At 69.8% G+C, this 17,809-nt stretch carries 14 protein-coding genes and 1 tRNA gene; 9 read left to right on the forward strand and 6 right to left on the reverse strand.

Annotated features, from left to right (window positions below; genetic code table 11):
* Positions 1 to 46: 46 nt before the first annotated feature.
* Positions 47 to 1,027 carry a zinc-binding dehydrogenase gene (locus tag KQY30_RS21195; protein ID WP_217308191.1) on the reverse strand — a complete coding sequence of 327 codons (981 nt, stop codon included), beginning with the start codon at positions 1,025 to 1,027 and terminating at the stop codon, positions 47 to 49.
* A gap of 134 nt (positions 1,028 to 1,161) precedes the next feature.
* Here KQY30_RS21195 and KQY30_RS21200 point away from each other — a divergent pair, with 134 nt between their 5' ends.
* A complete protein-coding gene (locus KQY30_RS21200) occupies positions 1,162 to 1,818 on the forward strand; it encodes a TetR family transcriptional regulator (protein WP_217308192.1) in 657 nt (218 codons plus the stop codon).
* A gap of 34 nt (positions 1,819 to 1,852) precedes the next feature.
* A complete protein-coding gene (locus KQY30_RS21205; protein WP_217308193.1) occupies positions 1,853 to 2,962 on the forward strand; it encodes an IS630 family transposase in 1,110 nt (369 codons plus the stop codon).
* Here the strand turns inward: KQY30_RS21205 and KQY30_RS21210 are convergent.
* Both KQY30_RS21210 and KQY30_RS21215 read right to left on the reverse strand, forming a co-directional pair.
* Entirely contained in the window at positions 2,943 to 3,404 is a 462-nt protein-coding gene (locus KQY30_RS21210) for a hypothetical protein (RefSeq protein WP_254407256.1), read from the reverse strand. The two genes, KQY30_RS21205 and KQY30_RS21210, sit on opposite strands and share 20 nt — an antisense overlap.
* A gap of 304 nt (positions 3,405 to 3,708) precedes the next feature.
* Positions 3,709 to 3,781 (reverse strand) — tRNA-Arg (locus KQY30_RS21215).
* A 175-nt stretch (positions 3,782 to 3,956) separates the two neighbouring features.
* On the opposite strand from KQY30_RS21215, the gene KQY30_RS21220 reads away from it, so the two are divergent.
* Both KQY30_RS21220 and KQY30_RS21225 read left to right on the forward strand, forming a co-directional pair.
* Entirely contained in the window at positions 3,957 to 4,724 is a 768-nt protein-coding gene (locus tag KQY30_RS21220) for an SDR family NAD(P)-dependent oxidoreductase (protein WP_217308194.1), read from the forward strand.
* Positions 4,725 to 5,091: 367 nt separating this feature from the next.
* On the forward strand, positions 5,092 to 6,858 hold the full coding sequence (locus KQY30_RS21225) for a class I adenylate-forming enzyme family protein (RefSeq protein ID WP_217308195.1): 1,767 nt from the start codon (positions 5,092 to 5,094) through the stop codon (positions 6,856 to 6,858).
* A 12-nt stretch (positions 6,859 to 6,870) separates the two neighbouring features.
* Here the strand turns inward: KQY30_RS21225 and KQY30_RS21230 are convergent, their stop codons facing one another.
* Positions 6,871 to 8,259: a M6 family metalloprotease domain-containing protein gene (locus KQY30_RS21230; protein WP_254407642.1), complete on the reverse strand. Its 1,389-nt coding sequence runs from the start codon at positions 8,257 to 8,259 to the stop codon at positions 6,871 to 6,873.
* Between the two features lie 498 nt (positions 8,260 to 8,757).
* On the opposite strand from KQY30_RS21230, the gene KQY30_RS21235 reads away from it, so the two are divergent.
* The gene (locus KQY30_RS21235) at positions 8,758 to 9,417 is read left to right on the forward strand and encodes a TetR/AcrR family transcriptional regulator (protein ID WP_217308197.1); all 660 of its coding nucleotides are present in this window, start codon (positions 8,758 to 8,760) and stop codon (positions 9,415 to 9,417) included.
* 499 nt (positions 9,418 to 9,916) lie between these two features.
* Positions 9,917 to 11,503 (forward strand): DHA2 family efflux MFS transporter permease subunit, encoded by a 1,587-nt coding sequence (locus tag KQY30_RS21240; RefSeq protein ID WP_217308198.1) that lies wholly within the window; start codon positions 9,917 to 9,919, stop codon positions 11,501 to 11,503.
* Positions 11,504 to 11,789: 286 nt separating this feature from the next.
* Here the strand turns inward: KQY30_RS21240 and KQY30_RS21245 are convergent, their stop codons facing one another.
* Entirely contained in the window at positions 11,790 to 12,314 is a 525-nt protein-coding gene (locus KQY30_RS21245) for a MarR family winged helix-turn-helix transcriptional regulator (RefSeq protein ID WP_217308199.1), read from the reverse strand.
* A gap of 311 nt (positions 12,315 to 12,625) precedes the next feature.
* On the opposite strand from KQY30_RS21245, the gene KQY30_RS21250 reads away from it, so the two are divergent.
* Both KQY30_RS21250 and KQY30_RS21255 read left to right on the forward strand, forming a co-directional pair.
* Entirely contained in the window at positions 12,626 to 13,408 is a 783-nt protein-coding gene (locus KQY30_RS21250; RefSeq protein WP_217308200.1) for a dioxygenase, read from the forward strand.
* A gap of 398 nt (positions 13,409 to 13,806) precedes the next feature.
* Entirely contained in the window at positions 13,807 to 14,802 is a 996-nt protein-coding gene (locus tag KQY30_RS21255) for an RNA polymerase sigma factor RpoD/SigA (RefSeq protein ID WP_217308201.1), read from the forward strand.
* Between the two features lie 141 nt (positions 14,803 to 14,943).
* Here the strand turns inward: KQY30_RS21255 and KQY30_RS21260 are convergent, their stop codons facing one another.
* On the reverse strand, positions 14,944 to 15,948 hold the full coding sequence (locus KQY30_RS21260; protein ID WP_217308202.1) for a YafY family protein: 1,005 nt from the start codon (positions 15,946 to 15,948) through the stop codon (positions 14,944 to 14,946).
* A 63-nt stretch (positions 15,949 to 16,011) separates the two neighbouring features.
* Here KQY30_RS21260 and KQY30_RS21265 point away from each other — a divergent pair, with 63 nt between their 5' ends.
* Complete coding sequence (locus KQY30_RS21265) at positions 16,012 to 17,682, forward strand: MFS transporter (RefSeq protein WP_217308203.1); 1,671 nt, start codon at positions 16,012 to 16,014, stop codon at positions 17,680 to 17,682.
* The last annotated feature ends 127 nt before the right edge of the window (positions 17,683 to 17,809 follow it).

A 17,809-nucleotide genomic window follows, 5' to 3' on the forward strand; every position in this document is an offset into this window, starting at 1 on the left:
GTACGGCGCAACTCCGGCATTCCGCGAGCGGCACCGCCGTACAGCCTCATGGGGTGAGGACGAGGCGGCCGTTGGCCGTGTGGTTCTCCAGCCGCTCGTGTGCGGATGCGGCGTCCGCCAGCGACAGGATCTCGATCTCGGTGTCGGCCAGTCCGGCGGCGGCGGCTTTCAGCGCTGCCTCGGCCGCGGGCCGGATGGCCTCGGGGTGCGCCGGCAGGTAGGCGCCGGCGTTGAACCCGGCGACAACGATGTTGCGTTGCCAGATCTGATTGCCGTCGATGCGGTGGTTCCAGTCGCCGCTCGCATTGCCGACCAGCAGCAGACGGCCGGACAGGGCGAGCAGGTCCAGGCTCTGGGTGCGGACAGAGCCGCCCACGGGGTCGACGATGACATCGAACTTCTCATCGCCGAGGGCGTCGGGCAACTCGGCGGAGTCGACGATCCTGTCGTACGGCAGCTTGGTGGCCGCCGCCGCGCCCATCCTCTCCGTACGGACCGTACCGACCACCCGTGACGCGCCCAACTGCCGTGCGACGCCGGGGAAGGCGGCCGCGAGCGCGCCCAGTGCGCCATGGACGAGAACGCTCTCACCCGCGGATATCTGGATGGCGCGGGTGAGCGCGACGTGGGCCATGATCGCGTTGGGGACGACGGCGACGGCGAGGGCGGGATCGATGTCGTAGCCCTCCGTCGACACGACCCGCGACTGGTCGCCGACGTACACCGAGGCGTATCCGCCCGTGGCGTCGCCGGAGAGCGTGACCACCTTCTCACCGATGGCGAAGCCGGTGACCCCGTCACCGAGCGCCCGCACGGTGCCCGCGACCTCAAGACCGGGAACGTACGGCGGCTGCGGCAGCCCTTCGCGGCCCTGGAACAGGCCCTGCCGGATGTAGACGTCGATGAGTCCGACGGCGGCGTGAGTGACGTTGATCGCGACCTGACCGGGCCCGGGCGCGGGATCCGGCAGATCGGCGAGGGCGAGCACATCCGGCTCACCGAACCGGCCGGCCTGAACAGCCTGCATGGCGGTCTCCCTTCGAAGACGTACGTTGCTCGATAACGCACGTCGTGATGCGTTAATTCGACCGTAGCACGGGGGTCCGCAGTAACGCATCGTGAGGTGCGTTACGCCCATGGCGTGCGCGTTATGCTCACGGCATGCGTCAGAGGGCTCGATCGGTCGAGGACAAGGCACGTCGCGCCGAAGCTCTGCTGGAAGCGGCGGAGGCGCTCGCGCTGGAGCTCGGCGGCATCCGGTACGTCACCCTGGCCGCGGTCACCGAACGGGCCGGCCTGCACCGCACCGGGGTGCGGCGGTATTACGCCAGCAAGGAAGAGCTGTTCCTGGAACTGGCCGAGCGGGGCTGGGGCCAGTGGCGTGACGCGATCAAGGCCGAGGCGGCCGACCGTACCGGCCTCGGGCCCGCGGACACCGCCGCGGTGGTCAGCGGGACCCTCGTCTCACTGCCGGTGTTCTGCGACCTGCTGACCCATGTCCCGTTGCACTTCGAAGGCGACGTGGACCTCGAACGGGCCCGCCGGTACAAGACCAACGCCTTCGCCGCTCACGACGAGATGGCCGCCGTACTGGATCGCATGAGCGTCCTGTCGGCCGAGCAGATCGTCAACCTGCTGGCGGTAGCGGTTGTGCTGGCCGCTGGCTTCTGGCAGGTGTCCCACCCGACCCCGACCCTCGCGACCCTGTACGAACAGGTACCGGCCTGGGGCCACGCCGCCCTGGACTTCACACCGCGCCTGGACCACCTGCTGAAGACGTTCGCGATCGGCCTCACGGAGACACCCACCCCGACCTAGTGTTCTGAGTCTTAAATTTCCGTAGGGTTGGGTCATGGTGCGTCCGGGACCGAAGCTTGTGCCGTTGGATCTGACTGATGCTGAGCGGTCGGTGTTGGAGGGTTGGGTTCGGCGGCGTAAGTCCGCGCAGGACATGGCGATGCGGGCTCGTGTGGTCCTGGCCTGTGACGAGGTCGGGGAGGACGGTTTCCCTGTGTCGACGCGTGTGGTGATGGAGCGGGTCGGGGTGTCGCGTGACACCGTGTCGAAGTGGCGTCGGCGGTTCCTCGCGGACCGTCTGGACGGGCTGTCGGACGAGCCCCGTCCGGGCCGGCCCCGCACGGTGGGGGATGAGCAGGTCGCCGATCTGATCGCGCGGACTCTGGAGTCGGGGCCGGAGGATGCCACGCACTGGTCGACGCGGTCGATGGCGAAGAGGACGGGACTCTCCCAGTCGACCGTTTCGCGGGTCTGGCGGGCGTTCGGGCTGCAGCCGCACCGCTCCGAGACGTTCAAGCTGTCCGCGGACCCGTTCTTCGTCGACAAGGTCCACGACGTGGTGGGACTGTATCTCGACCCGCCGGAGCGGGCGCTGGTGCTGTGTGTGGACGAGAAGTCGCAGATCCAGGCACTGGACCGGTCTCAGCCGGTGCTGCCGATGATGCCCGGGGTGCCGGAGCGGGCGACCCACGACTATGTCCGCGCCGGCACCACCACCCTGTTCGCCGCGTTCGACGCGGCCACCGGCAAGGTGATCGGTTCGCTCCACCGCAGGCACCGGGCCGAGGAGTTCAAGAAGTTCCTGGGCAAACTCGACAGAGAGGTCCCTGCCGGGCTCCAGGTCCACCTGATCTGCGACAACTACGCGACCCACAAGACCGCGGCAGTCAAGAAGTGGCTGCTGGCCCGTCCCCGGTTCCACATGCACTTCACGCCCACCAGCTCGTCCTGGCTGAACCTCGTCGAGCGATGGTTCGCCGAGCTGACGAACAAGCGGATACGGCGAGGCGTCCACAAGTCGGTCCAGGCACTGGAGAAGGACATCCGCACCTGGATCGACTCATGGAACGAGGACCCCAAGCCGTTCATCTGGACCAGGACCGCCGACCAGATCCTCGAATCCCTCGCCTCATACTGCCGACGAATTAGCGACTCAGGACACTAGGCCCTGTCCGGCGGATCTTCGCGGGCCCGGAACGCCTGGCACGGCACCTCGCTGCGTTGTCGGAGTCGTCCACGCGGCGCATCACTGCCCCGGCCTGGTCGCCGGCGGCATCGGTCACCGAGCCCAACCACCCCAGCAATTCGGCGCGCATGGGCCCGGGGAAATCCCCGGACCTCTTGTCGACGGGCAGGGCGGTGCGTGGGTCGAGGAGGATCGCGGCCACGTAGAGCGCGGCGGGGACTGTCGCGACGTAGAGGGTGTTCTGGTGATGCACCACGTGGTGGAGATGGTCCAGGGCCCGTGATCGCACCTGCTGATCGGCGTCCAGGAGCGCGACGAGCTGCGCGGGAGTGTCCTCCGCTGTCCCGAGGGCATGCTCCAGAGCGGCCCAGTCGGTTTCGGCCAGTACGGTGGCCGGACCGGGCGGCGGAGTCAGGTTCACCGATGATCCCACCGGACCCGGTCCATTGCGTGCACTGCTGCGTCATCAACGAGCCGCTCGACCTCGTCGGACGCCTCCCGCTCGTCGATGACGAGGAGTCGGCCTCCGAACGGGACGGACGGTCGTCGTCCAGCCGAAACGCCACCCAACCTCCCGAGCGGCACGCCGGTGGTGCTTCAACTCACCCATCTCCACAGTGTCGTCGTCGCCGCTCCCCGTGCTCTGCGCGGACCAATGGGTGCCACAAGACCGGAGGCCCCGCCGTCCGCCAGGACGACAGAGCCTCTGAGCTGCTGCTTCTCTGTGCCCCCGGCAGGATTCGAACCTGCGACACCCGCTTTAGGAGAGCGGTGCTCTATCCCCTGAGCTACGAAGGCGAAGGCTGGGGTGTGACCCGGCACCAGGGTAGCCGATCCGGGAGGGGCGGTGGGGGGCGGAGTCGGCCGTGGCCTCTGCGTCTTGAAGTCCTCGGCTTTGAAAGCGATGAGTTTCTGTGTGGGGCGGAGTCATCGCTTCGGAACGGATACGTCCCCCACAAGGAGGAGAGCCGACATGCTGCTCAAGGACAAGACCGCCGTCATCTATGGCGGCAGCGGCGCCATTGGCAGTGCCGTGGCCCGGACCTTCGTACGTGAAGGTGCCCGGGTCTTCATCGCTGCCAGGACGCCCGCGCCGCTGGAGCGGGTCGCGTCCGAGATCGGTGCTGAGATCGGTGCCGAGAGCGGCGTCATCGAGTCCGCCGTCGTGGACGCGCTCGACGAACAGGCCGTGGACGCGCACGCGGACGATGTCGCCGCGCGGGCCGGGGGGATCGACATCTCGTTCAATCTGATCTCCCACAACGATGTGCAGGGCACCCCGCTCGCCGAGATGTCGTTCGCGGACTTGCACCAGCCCGTCGAGACCGCCCTGCGCACCAACTTCCTGACCGCGCGCGCCGCGGCGCGCCATATGATCCCGCGGCGGTCGGGCGTGATCCTCATGTTCGGGGGTTACGGCGATCCGCATCCCGGCTACAGCCTGGGCGGGCTGCAGGTCGCCTTCCAGGCGGTCGAGGCGTTGCGCAGGCAGCTCGCCGCCGAGCTGGGGCAGTACGGAATCCGCGCGCTCACCCTCCAGACCGCGGGCATCGTGGACACGATCCCCGAGGACATGGAGGGCGGTCAGGCCATCGTCGAGGACACCGTGCGACGCACCCTGCTGAAGCGGGCCGCCACCCGGGAGGACGTCGCGAACGTGGCCGCCTTCGCCGCCTCCGACCGCGCCCGGTCCATGACCGCGACCGCGCTCAACATCACTTGCGGTACGGAGGTCGGCTGAGGGGCTGAGGCCGGTTGAAGCCGGCTGGGGAGAGCAAGATCGCTGGTTGACGGGTCCGGCGGCATCCGCATAGCGTCGCCGCCGACCCCCAGGACCGAGCCGGCCCCTCGCTCGGACCATCAGCGACTGCCGACCGCCGACTGCCAACCGCCCCGACCGCCGACCCCCAGGACCGAACCCCCCGCCCGGACCACCGGCGACCGCCCGCACCACTAGGAACCGCCGCCCGCCGACCCCGAGGTCCGAGCCTCCCGCCCAGACCACCGCCGACCGCCCGACCGACCCAACCCCCGACCGACCCAACCCCCGACCGCCCCGAGCGACGACCGCCGAGCGATCGCCGAGCGTCCGCCGAGAAAGGTGCCGTGTGTCCGAGCAGCCCGAGCAGTCGGACATCCTCACCGCGCCGGGTGCGCCCTTCGCCGTCGTACGGGCCGAGAACGGTTCGCCGATGTACGCCGACGGGCCCCGCACCCTGCGCGAGTTCGTCGAGGCGACCTGGGCCTACGGCGACCGCCCGTTCCTGGTGGCGGAGGGCGGGACGTACACGTACAGCCGGTTCTTCGCCGCCGCCACCGCGCTCGCCAACCATCTCCACGACTCGTACGGGCTGCGCCCCGGCGACCGCGCCGTCATCGCCATGCGCAATCACCCGGAGTGGCAGATCGCCTTCTGGGCGGCCCAGTTGGCGGGGCTGGTCGCCGTACCGCTCAACGCCCGGTGGACCGAGGACGAGTTCGGCCACGCCCTGGACGACTGCGCGCCGCGCGTACTGCTCGTGGACGGCGAGCGGCTGCTGCGTGTCGCGCGCTGGGCAGAGCGGCGCGAGGGGGTACGGACGGTCGTCTTCCGCCTTGAAGACGGCAAGCCGGGGGAGACAGGCGAACGGATTGAACGGTACGAGGACCTGCCCGCCCCCGATCCCGCCGCCGCCCCGCCCGATGTCGAGGTACGGGCCGAGGACGACGCCACCATCATCTACACCTCGGGTACGACCGGCCGTCCCAAGGGCGCCGTCGCCACCCAGCTCGCGCAGGCCGGCGCGGCCATGAACCCGCGCTACCAGGCCGCCGCCTCCGCCCTCGCGCGCGGGCGGATCCCCGGGCAGGGGCCCGCGCCGGTCACGCTCATGACGTACCCCTTCTTCCATGTCGCCGCGTTCACCTGCCTCTACTCGGCCATGGCGGTCGGCGGCACGCTCGTCCTGATGCGGAAGTGGGACGCGGGGGAGGCCCTGCGACTGATCCGTGAGCACACGGTGACGCAGTTCGCCGGGGTCCCCACCACCGCGCTCCAGCTTCTGGACGCGGCGGCCACCACGAGCGACGGCGACGACCCGCTGGAGACGCTCACCCTCCTCAGCACGGGCGGCGCCGCCCCGCCGCCCGCGTTGCTCACCCGCCTCACCGCCCGCTGCGGCGAGCGCGTCGAGCCCCGCAACGGCTACGGCCTGACGGAGACCTGCGGCGGAGTGCTGGCCGCCTTCGGCGAGGAGTACCGGCGTTTCCCGGGTACCGCGGGCCGGCCGACGCCCGCCACGGAGGTACGGATCGCCGGGCCGCGGGGCGAGCCCGTACCGGACGGGCGGAGCGGCGAGCTGTGGCTGCGCGGGCAGTCGCTCGTACGGGGCTACTGGCGTGACGAGGCCGCGACCGTGGAGGCCTTCACCCCGGACGGCTGGTTCAGGACCGGTGACCTCGCGACGGTGCAGGACGGACGGGTCACGGTCGTGGACCGGATCAAGGAGCTGATCGTCAGGGGCGGCGAGAACGTGTCCTGCGTGGAGGTCGAGGGCGTACTCCACGACCATCCCGATGTCCTCGACGCCGCCGTGCTCGGGATCCCGCACCCGGAGCTGGGCGAGGAGGTCGCGGCGGTGGTACGGGTGCGTCCCGGCGCCGCGACCGCTGCTGACGAGCTGCGGGCGCATGTCGCCGCCCGGCTGGCCGCCTTCAAGGTCCCGGCCCATGTGCTCGTACGGGAGGAGCCGCTGCCCCGCAACGCGTCCGGCAAGCTCCTCAAGCGCGAGCTGCGCGCCGAGGTCCTCAAAGAGGTCCTCGAAGCCGGATCGGAACCAGAAGCCGGTTCGGAGCCAGAAGCCGGTTCGGAGTCAGAAGCCGGTTCGGAGTCGTAGGACCCGCACTGCTCACGGCCGTGACACCCGCACCCTGAAGTTGCCGCCCGGCTCCTTCGCCATCACCGTGATCCGGATGTCGTGGTCGGCGTCCACGAAGGTCTCGCCCGGTTTGTACAGCGCGTCCGACAGTTCCGCGTGCACATTGGGCCGCCGCGTGCAGCCGCCGCTGTTCCTGCGGCTGTCCGAGACCGCTATCGGGCCGTGCCCGGTGTCGACCGTGGAGTCCACGCGGTAGATCAGGACGCCGGGCTCGCAGACCGCCTCGTCGTTGCCCGCCCTGGTCCGTACCTCCACCGCGTAACCGGACTCCTTGGAGACCGGTACGAAGGTCACCTTCGGGCCGCCCGTCCTGGCCAGCGGCTCCAGCAGATATTCACTGACCCCGGACATCGACGCGCAGCGGATCTGCTCGTCGTCGAGCCAGCCGAGCTTCCACTTGTGCCAGCCCAGCAGATCGTTGTTGGCGCCCCAGTCCTCGGACATGATGTCCCAGTGCCCGACCGAGCTGCCGCCGTCCATGGTGTAGAGGTCGGGGAGGCCGAAGACATGGCCGTTCTCGTGCGGCAGCACGCGGTAACCGGTCTCCGCGTACGAGCCCGAACCGTCGTCCTGGCGGCTGTAGACGAAGGACGTGTTGGCGAGGGGCGTGCCGTCGGCCTCGGGCGCGTCCGGGTTGCCGGAGAAGGTGACGGACAACACGGTGTCCAGCGCCGAGGGCCCGGCATTGGGCGTGACCAGGACGTTGACCAGGTCGTACGCCGCGAAGTCCACCCGGGCGTCGGCGGCGGCCACGATGTCCTCGACGAGCCGCCGGTAGCCGGGTTCGTACGGCGCGCCGCGCTCTATCCCGTACGCCGCGAACGTCAGCGGCATCCGCAGCCAGTCCGTCAGCGGAGCTTCGGCCTTGTAGTCGAGCCGTCCGTACGAGCTGGTTCTGAACCACTGCGAGGTCTTCGGGAAGAACTCGGCGAGCCGGTCGAGCGCCTTGCCGGGGCCCTGTGCGTCCGGGAAGTCGATCATGAGGTTGAGCGCGCGGACCGTGCCGGTGGAGGGCGAGTAGCCGGGCGGGGTGGGCAGCCCTTCCGACATCTGTACGGTCGTGGTGGCGGCGATACGGCAGGGGGCGAGGGAAGCGTCCCTGCCCGCGGCCAGGGAGCCCGCGGAGGCGCGGGTGGGGCCGGGGAGCGTGTCGCTGGCGGTGGTGAGGACGGCGAGGGTGAGAGCGGTGAGGCCGGCGAGGGTGCCGAACCGATGGGAGCCTCCGCGGTGTCCATGGCGCTTCTGGAATCCGCGACGGGTCCGGCGGTTCTGGCGGGGCTGGTGGGCCTGGTGGGCCTGGCAGCTCTCGTGGGTCTGGCGGGTCTGGCGGGTTTCGTCGGTCTGGTAGGTCTGGCGGATCTCGTGGGTTCGGTGGGTCTCGTGGGTCCTGCGGGGCGCTGCGCTCGCGCTGCTGTCGCCGCTCTCGCCGCCGCTCGTGGTTTCCGGAACCCCTGCTTCCGTAACCCCTGGGGTGGTGCTCTCGCCACCGGTGTCGCCACTCGTACCGTCGCCACTCGTACCGCCGTGGCCCGTGTTTCCGGCACTGCCGCCGGTTCTGCGTATCCGACGCGTCTGCTTCATGCGGTCGCCTTCGGGTCCGCGGCAGTCGGCCGTCCTGACTGCCCTCCGTTCGATCACCCTCCGCCGTTCGGCGTGTCGGCGCGCGCTGGGTGCGGCCGATCGTGGGTAATTTCGGCGTGTCGAGGAGCTTCGGCGCGCATACCTGGGGTTTGTGACTCAGGTCACATGGGTTCCCTGAAATAACCGGGGACCGCTTCCCCGTTTGCATCTACGTCCGACTGAACACCTCCGGTCCCCGAAACGGGGACGGACCGAAAACCGAGGGAAGGGCAAGACGTGACCGCCGTCACCGCCGCCGCACCCGAAGCGCGCCGTACGACACGGCCGCGCGCGGACGCTCTGCGCAACCGGGAGCGGATCGTCGTCGCGGCACGCGAGCTGTTCGTGGAGTACGGGCCCGAGGCCCCGCTCGACGAGATCGCCCGCCGCGCCGGAATCGGCAATGCCACGCTCTACCGCCACTTCCCCGACCGGAACGCCCTCATCCACGACGTCGTGCTCTTTGTGATGGCCCGTGCCACGGACCACGCGGAGAGGATCGCCACCGAGGAGTCCGACCCGTTCCACGCGCTGCGCCGATTCGTGCACATCGCGGCGGACGAGCGGATCGGGGCGCTCTGCCCCCTGCTGTCGAACGCGTTCGACAGAGACCATCCCGATCTGTACGCCGGACGTGAGCGCCTCGAAGGGGCCATCGAAGGGCTGATGGAGCGGGCGCGGAAAGCGGGACGGCTGCGTACGGATGTCGCCGTCGGCGATCTGATGGTCGCGCTGTCCCAGCTCACCCGCCCGTTGCCCGGCACCGGCTGCCTGACCATGGACCGGTTCATCCACCGGCATCTCCAGCTCTTCCTCGACGGGCTGGAGGCGCCCATCCGGTCCGAACTGCCCGGCTCGGCCGCGACCCTGGAGGATCTGCGCCGCGCCGCTCCGTGACGCGCCCTGAACCATGAACTCCGGCGCCGGAATCCCAGACCGGCGGCCGAGCGCAGGAACCGATACCGGGGGGCTGCGCATCACGTACGGATCACACGGACCACCGGACCGCGGACCCGGACCACCGGATCGCGGACCACACGGACCGTAGGGACCGTTCGTACGGACCACGCGGACTGCCCACCGGGGCGGACCGCTCGTCCCGGACGGACCGTACGGCTCGCGCGGTCGCTCGGCTCGCGCGGTCGGCCCGGGTTGCGGCTGCCGCGTACCCGTCGTCGTACCGCGGTTCCACCGTGCCGTCGCTCCGTCGGCCCGTACGGGACCCGTGCCCGTCGGACCCGTGCCCGTCGGACCCTGTACCCGTACGACCTTCGGTTCTTCCGTACACCATCCGGTCACCTGGTGGTCCCGGTGACTCCATGACCTCGTAAGTCGGGCAGCGTCGCCTGTACTTACCGACCTTTTCGCCTTTCTGCACCCTTAGGTGGATATCTCCATGTCAAAATCAGCGTCCTCGGCCGAACCGGCCGGATCCGAACAACACCCGGCCGCGGCCCCGGCCGCGCGGCACTCCTCGGTGCCACATGTCGAGCCCACCCGCTGGAAAGCTCTGACCTTCATCGCCCTCGCGCAGCTCATGGTCGTGCTCGACGCGACCATCGTGAACATCGCGCTGCCCTCCGCCCAGCGGGACCTGGGCATATCGGACGGCAACAAGCAGTGGGTCATCACCGCCTACGCCCTCGCCTTCGGAGGGCTGCTGCTGTTCGGCGGGCGCCTCGCCGACCTGTGGGGACGTAAGCGCGTCTTCGTCATCGGTCTGCTCGGCTTCGCCACCGCGTCCGCCATCGGCGGCGCCGCCAACGGCGAGGCGATGCTCTTCGGTGCCCGCGCGCTCCAGGGCGCCTTCGGCGCGCTGCTCGCGCCCGCCGCGCTCTCGCTGCTCGCGGTGCTGTTCACCGACGCCAAGGAACGGGCGAAGGCGTTCGGTATCTACGGCGCGATCGCGGGTGGCGGTGGCGCGGTCGGTCTGATCCTCGGCGGTGTCCTCACCGAGTACCTGGACTGGCGCTGGACCTTCTTCGTCAACATCCCGTTCGCGATCGTCGCCGCGCTCGGCGCGTACTTCGTGATCCGCGAGCCCGAGGGCGGCCGCAACCGCTCCCCGCTGGACCTCGCCGGTGTTGTGCTCTCCACGCTGGGCCTGGTCTCGCTGGTGTACGGCTTCACCCGCGCCGAGTCCGACGGCTGGTCCGACACCATGACCATCTCGCTCTTCGTCGCCTCTGCCGTGCTCCTGCTGGCGTTCGTCGTCGTCGAGTCGAGGGTCGCGCACCCGCTGCTGCCCCTGCGCGTGGTGGCCGACCGCAACCGCGGCGGTGTCTACTCCTCGCTGGGCCTCGCGATCATCGCGATGTTCGGCCTGTTCCTGTTCCTGACGTACTACCTCCAGGTCGTCAAGGGCTACTCGGCGATGAACACCGGCTTCGCCTTCCTGCCGATGATCGCGGGCATGATCACCGGATCGACGCAGATCGGCGCGCGGCTGATGACCCGCGTGGCGCCGCGGCTGCTGATGGGCCCCGGCTTCCTGGTCGCGGCGCTCGGCATGCTGCTGCTGACGCAGCTCGAAATCGGTTCGTCGTACGTCGGTCTGATCCTGCCCGCGCAGCTTCTGCTGGGTCTGGGCATGGGTACGGCGTTCATGCCGGCCATGTCGCTCGCCACCTACGGCATCGAGCCGCGGGACGCGGGCGTGGCCTCGGCGATGGTGAACACCTCGCAGCAGGTGGGCGGCGCGATCGGTACGGCGCTGCTGAACACGATCGCGGCCTCGGCGACGACCTCGTACATCACCTCGCACGCCACGGCCGGCGGCAACCCGCAGCTCCTGGAGCTGCGGGGCATGGTCGAGGGCTACTCCAGCGCCATCTGGTGGGCGGTCGGGATCCTGGCGGTCGCCGCCGTGATCGCGGTGACGGCCATCAACACCGGGCGTCCCGGCAGCTCGCCGGCGGCCTCGGGCGGCGAGGGCGCGGAGGGCCTGGAGGACGCGACGAAGATGCCGATCGCGATGCACTGAATGCGTTGACCGCGCTGACCGCGGTGCGCTGACGGGTGTGACGCGTTGACGCCCACGATGCACTGACGCGCGTGATGCGTTGACGGTAGTCATGCGCTGACGCGCGTGAGCGCTGACGGGTGTGATGCGCTGAGGATGCGCTGACGTGGTCGTACGGCCTGGTGGTCGTGTTGCCGTACGACCCGGCAGTCGCATCCGGCGATCACCCGCATCCGGCGATCACCGCCGGCCGGCCATCGTGCCGGACAACCGAAGAACGGATGATCTGCCCTGGTGTTCCCGCGGCTCAGCGGCGCCAGGGCAGATCCGCGCCCGTACCCTCCGGCTGCAACCCCTCGGCCATCACCTGCATGATCTCCCCGAGGTGCTTCACCTGCTCGGGGCTGAGCCGGTCGAAGATCGCCTGGCGTACGGCGGCGACATGCCCCGGCGCGGACTGTTTCAGCACCTCGTTGCCCAGGTCGGTGAGGAAGGCGTTCTGCCCGCGCTTGTCGGACGGGCAGTCCTCGCGCTGGACCCAGCCGTGCTGCTCCAGCCTGGCGATCGCGTGCGAGAGCCGCGATCGGGTGATCTTGGCGTCCTTGGCGAGCTGGGTCATCCGCATCCGGCGCCGGGGCGCCCGTGCGAGATGCACGAGCAGCGCGTAATAGATGTGCGGCATCCCCGCGTCGCGCTGCAACTGGCGGTCGAGATGGTCCTCCAGCAGCGTCGTCGCCTGGAGATAGGCCTGCCAGACGCGCTGTTCCTCGTCGCTGAGCCAGCGCGGCTCCCCGCCGGTACCGGCGTCATTGCCGGTGGATGCCGTGGTCATGTAATCCACTGTACTCATTCTTGAAAGTTAAACTAGGGCTGGATAGGGTTGTATGAAATGAGTGCTTGAGGCTTCAAACGGATTGCCTCGACGGGCGGTGGCTTGGCGGCTTGGTGGCCGGGTAGTCGGTTGTCGGGCGGCCGGTGGTCGATTGTCCCGGCGGCCGGTGGGCCGGTCCGGTGGCCGGTGCCCGACGGCGGTGCCTGGTTGCGGTGCCCGGTGGACCGGTGGCTCGACGGGCAGTCCGGCCCCGGCCGGGGTCCGAGCCCGAGTCCGAGCCTGAGTCGCAGCCGACAACCCCGGGAGTCGCCATGAACGCCGTCGCGGAGCGCATGCCCGCCCTCTATCTCTCCCATGGCGCCCCGCCGCTCGCCGACGATCCGGTCTGGCCGGCCGAACTGGCCGCCTGGGCCGCGGCGCTGCCGCGCCCGAAGGCGATCCTGGTGGTCTCCGCGCACTGGGAAGAGGCCCCGCTCGCGCTCGGCGCCGTCGAGACGGTCCCCTTGGTCTACGACTTCTGGGGCTTCCCCGAGCACTACTACCAGGTACAGTACGCCGCCCCCGGCGCGCCCGAACTCGCGGACTCCGTCAGGAAGTTGCTGCGCGGGGCCGGTACGTCCGTCGTCGATTCGCCGGACCGGGGGCTCGACCACGGGGCGTATGTGCCGCTGGTGGAGATGTTCCCGGCCGCCGACATCCCCGTACTCCAGGTCTCCATGCCCACGCTCGACCCCCGGAAGCTGCTGGAGACCGGGCGCAGGCTGGCGCCGCTGCGGGACGAGGGCGTGCTGATCGTCGGCAGCGGTTTCTTCACCCACAATCTGGCGGCGCTGCGGCACGCGGGAGGAGGGGTGCCGGGCTGGTCGGCGGAGTTCGACGACTGGGGGATGCGGGCGCTGCTGGCCGGGGACGTCGACGCCCTGCTCGACTTCGAGAACAAGGCCCCGGCGGGGCGGTACGCCCATCCGCGCACGGAACACTTCGCCCCGCTGTTCGTGACCCTCGGCGCCTCGGAGGGCGAGCTGGACAGCGGCAGGAGCGTCATCGACGGGTTCTGGATGGGGCTGGCGAAGCGCTCGGTGCAGTTCGGCTGAGACGGCGGCGCGGCGTCGGGTCGGTGGCGGCGCAGCCCCGGCGGCCGGCCGTCCGGTCGTCCGCGGTCGGACGCCGCCCTGGCGGCCCCGGCGGCCGTCCGCCGCCCGAGCAACCATTGCCGAGCAGGGGCCGTCTTGAAGATGAGAGCGAGGTTACTTCGGGGGAGGCGGAAGATGCGGCCACAGGGTGCCCGGGAAGGTCATTACCCCGGCCCTGACCTGGGGTTCTGTCCCCCTCTGGGGCTTCTGTCCACCCCGGTCGGCGGCGCAGGGTACTGCATGATCAGAAAACAGATGTACGCCATGGGAATTCTGTCCGGATTCCAGTCGTTGTTTCCTTCGGATGCAGGGCACCCGTGAGGGTGTCGCGACCTACTCAGTTCAGTAAGGGAGCTCGCATGGCAACCCGTGCCGTCGCCCGTCGTACCGCCGCCGGCGGGACGAACGCGGCAAGCAGTGTTCGCGCTGGAGGCGGGGAGATCGCCGACCGCGACCTGGTCGGCATGTACCTCGACGAGATCGCGCGTACGCCGCTGCTCGACGCCGCAAAGGAAGTCGAGCTGTCCCAGACCATCGAGGCCGGAGTCTACGCCCGGCAGATCCTCGACGGAGAGGTGGAGAGCGAGGCGGGTGGCGCTTCGCGCGAGGAGCTGGAGGCGCTGGCCGCCGCGGGCGAGCGCGCGAAGGACATCTTCATACGGTCGAACCTCCGCCTGGTGGTGGCCGTGGCGCGCCGCTATCCGCGCAGTGGCCTGCCGCTGCTGGACCTGATCCAGGAGGGGAACGCGGGCCTGGTGCGCGCGGTCGAGAAGTTCGACTACGCGAAGGGCTTCAAGTTCTCCACGTACGCCACCTGGTGGATCCGCCAGGCCATCACCCGCTCCATAGCGGACCAGTCGCGCACGATCCGGCTGCCGGTCCATCTCGTGGAGGAGCTGGGCAGGATCCGCCGTGTGCAGCGGGAGTTCAACCGGGAGAACGGACGGGATCCCGAGCCCGAGGAAGTCGCCGCCGAGCTGGGCACCAACCCGGCGCGGGTCAACGACGTGCTGGACTGGGCCCGTGACCCGGTCAGTCTGAACATGTCGGTGGACGACGACGGCGACACCCAGTTCGGCGATCTGCTGGAGGACACCTCCGCCGTGTCGCCCGAGCAGTCGGTGCTGACGCTGCTGCGCAGTGAGGAGCTGGAGGACCTGATAGGCAAGCTCGACCAGCGCACGGCCTCGATCATCAAGATGCGGTACGGCATCGAGGACGGGCGGGAGCGTACGCTGACGGAGGTCGGTAAGCAGCACGGTCTGACGCGTGAGCGGATCCGGCAGATCGAGAAGCACGCTCTGCTGGAGCTGAAGAGGATGGCACGCGATACAGGTTTTGACGCGGCTGCGTGAGGACTTTTCGACGCGGCGGCGTGACGTCGCCGTCCAGTAGCCGTAGGGTCGGCCTTACTCGTACTGTCTCTTCGTACGCACCGGCCGATTCAGCGGCCCCCATAGACGAGCCCCGGCACCAACCCCCCCAGGTGCCGGGGCTCACCTCTTCTCCGGGTCCGTGGTTTTCCGCTCGTCCGTCGTGCTGACGGCGGTGGCGCGGATGAGGCGGGCGCCCAGCTCCCGGAGATGATCCGTCAGACGCGCCGGCTGACGCACGGTGAACTCGCAGTCCACCAGCGCGAGTCGCAGCGCCAGCCACTCCGGCGAGTCGCTGGTGGTCGTACGCAGCCGGCAGGAGTCCGGGCCGGTCGGCTCGGGCGTGCCGAGATAGGCGGGGAGCCGTGCCCGTACGGCTTCCACGGGCGCCGCGAAGCTCACATCCACCTCCGTGAGCGGCTGCCTGCGGTAGATCGACCGGCTCAGAAACTGCCTCGCGTCCCCGGTCGGCACCTCCCGTGGGCTGAACCGGGCGCCGGTGGCGAACGGCTCGTCGACCCGGTCGATCCGGAACGTACGCCAGTCCTCGCGCCCCAGGTCGTACGCCACCAGATACCAGCGCCGGTCGGTGGAGACGAGACGGTACGGCTCGACCTGCCGCTTTGTCTCCGTACCGTCCCCGGAGCGGTAGCCGAAACGCAGTCTCTCGTGGCCCGTGACGGCGGCGGCGATCACGGTCAGCGTGCGGGGGTCGACGGTCGCGCCGTCGCCCCGGGTCAGCGGGATCGTCGCGGCCTGGAGAGTGGAGACCCGGTGGCGCAACCGGGACGGCAGCACCTGCTCCAGCTTGGCGAGGGCGCGTACGGAAGCCTCGTCGACGCCCTCGATCGCATGGCCCGCGCCGGCCCGCAGCCCGACGGCGATGGCGACGGCCTCCTCGTCGTCGAGGAGCAGCGGGGGCATGGCCGTACCGGCGACCAGGCGGTAGCCGCCGATGGCGCCCTTGGTGGCTTCGACGGGGTAGCCGAGGTCGCGCAGCCGGTCGATGTCGCGGCGGATGGTGCGCGGGCTGACGCCGAGACGCTCGGCCAGCTCGCTGCCCGGCCACTCGCGGGGGGTCTGGAGGAGGGAGAGCAGGGTGAGGAGCCGAGCGGGGGTATCGGTCATGGGATCCATGGTGCGGGTTATCTAGGACATGAACCGGCCTAGATCACTTCTAGCGTGCGGAGCATGAGTACTTCGCCCGCCGTAGTGGATACGGCTGTAAGAGATACGGCTGCTGGGGCGGCCGGGGTTGTCGCCGGGGCTGCTTCTGGGGCTGACGCGGGGCCCAGTGCAGGGACTGATGCGGGTGGGGCCGACGGCTCTGCCGCCGAGCCCGAGCCCGCGCCCGGGTCCGTCGACCGGCGGCGGTGGCTGGCGCTGGCCGTCGTGATGACGGCGGCGTTCATGGACCTGGTCGATGTCACCATCGTCAATATCGCGATCCCGAGCATGGAACGGGACCTGGGGGCCTCGTTCGGGGCGATCCAGTGGATCACCGCGGGATACGCGCTGGCCTTTGCCGCCGGACTGATCACGGGCGGTCGGCTCGGTGACATCCATGGCCGTAAGCGGCTGTTCCTGATCGGAATCACCGGCTTTACGATCGCCTCCGCACTCTGCGGTTTCGCCGCGAGCCCCGAGATGCTGGTCGGCTCCCGGCTGCTCCAGGGCGCGATGGCGGCGATGATGGTGCCGCAGGTGCTGGCGATCATCCATGTCACCTTTCCCGCGGAGGAACGCGGCAAGGTGTTCGGGATGTTCGGTGCGGTCGTCGGCCTCGGCGCGGTCTCGGGCCCGCTGCTCGGCGCGCTGCTCACCCAGTGGGATCTCTTCGGCCTGGCATGGCGGCCGATCTTCCTGATCAATCTGCCGGTGGGGATCGCGGGTGTGCTGCTCGGCCGGAGGTTCATCACCGAGTCCAGGGCCCCCAAGGCGCTCAAGCTGGACCTGATCGGTGTGGTGCTGGTGACCACCGCCCTGCTGATGCTGATCTATCCGCTCACGCGAGGGCGTGAGCTGGGCTGGCCGCTGTGGGGGCATCTGTGCATGGCCGCCAGCCTGGTCGTGCTGGCGGGCTTTGTGGCGTACGAGAGGCGGAAGACGCGCAAGGACGGTTCGCCGCTCGTCGAGCTGTCGCTGTTCAAGGTGAAGAGCTTCGCCGCGGGCATTGCCGTACAGCTCACCTTCGGTGTCGCCCTGGGCATCTTCTTCCTGGTCTGGACGCTCTATATGCAGATCGGACTCGGCTGGAGTCCGCTGCGGGCCGGGCTGACCGGTGTGCCGTTCTCGATCGCGGTGTCGGTGGCGGCGGGCCTCTCCGTACAGAAGCTGGTGCCGCGCTTCGGGCGTGCCGTACTTCAGGCCGGGGCGCTGACGATGATCGCGGGGCTTCTGCTCTACATCTGGGAGGCCGGGCGGTACGGGCTGGAGATCCACTCCTGGCAGATGGCGCTGCCGCTGACGGTGATGGGCCTCGGCATGGGGCTGATCGTGGCGCCGCTGACGGACGCGGTGCTGTCGGGGGTGCCGCGCGAGCACTCGGGTTCGGCGTCCGGACTCATCAACACCACGCAGCAGATGGGCAACGCACTGGGGCTCGGCCTGGTGTCGGTGGTGTTCTTCGGGGTGGTCGACGAACGGGTCGCGGCCGGCGGTCCCGGCGGGCCGGGCGCTGCCTTCGCGGACGGGTTCCAGCACGCGCTGTGGTGGGTGATGGCGGTGCTCGCGGTCATCTTCGCGGTGATGTTCGCGCTGCCGGCCCGGGCGCGGGAGCGTGCGGAGGACGCGGGGGAGGTTGAAGGCGCCGGGGCGGCGGAGAGTGCGGGGTCGGCGGAGGGCGCGGGGGCGGCCTTGTGAGGGTGGGAGCGGTGCGCGCCGTATGAGTCGCGCGCATGCAGTCTGAGTGTGTCCGTTCCGTGCCCGGATCTGTTTACTTTCTGGAAATCCGGGCGTAGCGTGTCGCCGAAACCACAGGTTCGGGCAT

The organism is Streptomyces sp. GMY02, assembly GCF_019056675.1.
Classification (GTDB): domain Bacteria; phylum Actinomycetota; class Actinomycetes; order Streptomycetales; family Streptomycetaceae; genus Streptomyces; species Streptomyces odonnellii.

What these genes read in the sequence shown, in the direction of transcription:
- KQY30_RS21260 (WP_217308202.1), bottom strand. Translation starts at nt 15,948, where the DNA reads ATGACCGATACCCCCGCTCGGCTCCTCACCCTGCTCTCCCTCCTCCAG.
- KQY30_RS21220 (WP_217308194.1), top strand. Translation starts at nt 3,957, where the DNA reads ATGCTGCTCAAGGACAAGACCGCCGTCATCTATGGCGGCAGCGGCGCC.
- KQY30_RS21255 (WP_217308201.1), top strand. Translation starts at nt 13,807, where the DNA reads ATGGCAACCCGTGCCGTCGCCCGTCGTACCGCCGCCGGCGGGACGAAC.
- KQY30_RS21195 (WP_217308191.1), bottom strand. Translation starts at nt 1,027, where the DNA reads ATGCAGGCTGTTCAGGCCGGCCGGTTCGGTGAGCCGGATGTGCTCGCC.
- KQY30_RS21200 (WP_217308192.1), top strand. Translation starts at nt 1,162, where the DNA reads ATGCGTCAGAGGGCTCGATCGGTCGAGGACAAGGCACGTCGCGCCGAA.
- KQY30_RS21250 (WP_217308200.1), top strand. Translation starts at nt 12,626, where the DNA reads ATGAACGCCGTCGCGGAGCGCATGCCCGCCCTCTATCTCTCCCATGGC.
- KQY30_RS21245 (WP_217308199.1), bottom strand. Translation starts at nt 12,314, where the DNA reads ATGACCACGGCATCCACCGGCAATGACGCCGGTACCGGCGGGGAGCCG.
- KQY30_RS21240 (WP_217308198.1), top strand. Translation starts at nt 9,917, where the DNA reads ATGTCAAAATCAGCGTCCTCGGCCGAACCGGCCGGATCCGAACAACAC.
- KQY30_RS21265 (WP_217308203.1), top strand. Translation starts at nt 16,012, where the DNA reads ATGAGTACTTCGCCCGCCGTAGTGGATACGGCTGTAAGAGATACGGCT.
- KQY30_RS21205 (WP_217308193.1), top strand. Translation starts at nt 1,853, where the DNA reads ATGGTGCGTCCGGGACCGAAGCTTGTGCCGTTGGATCTGACTGATGCT.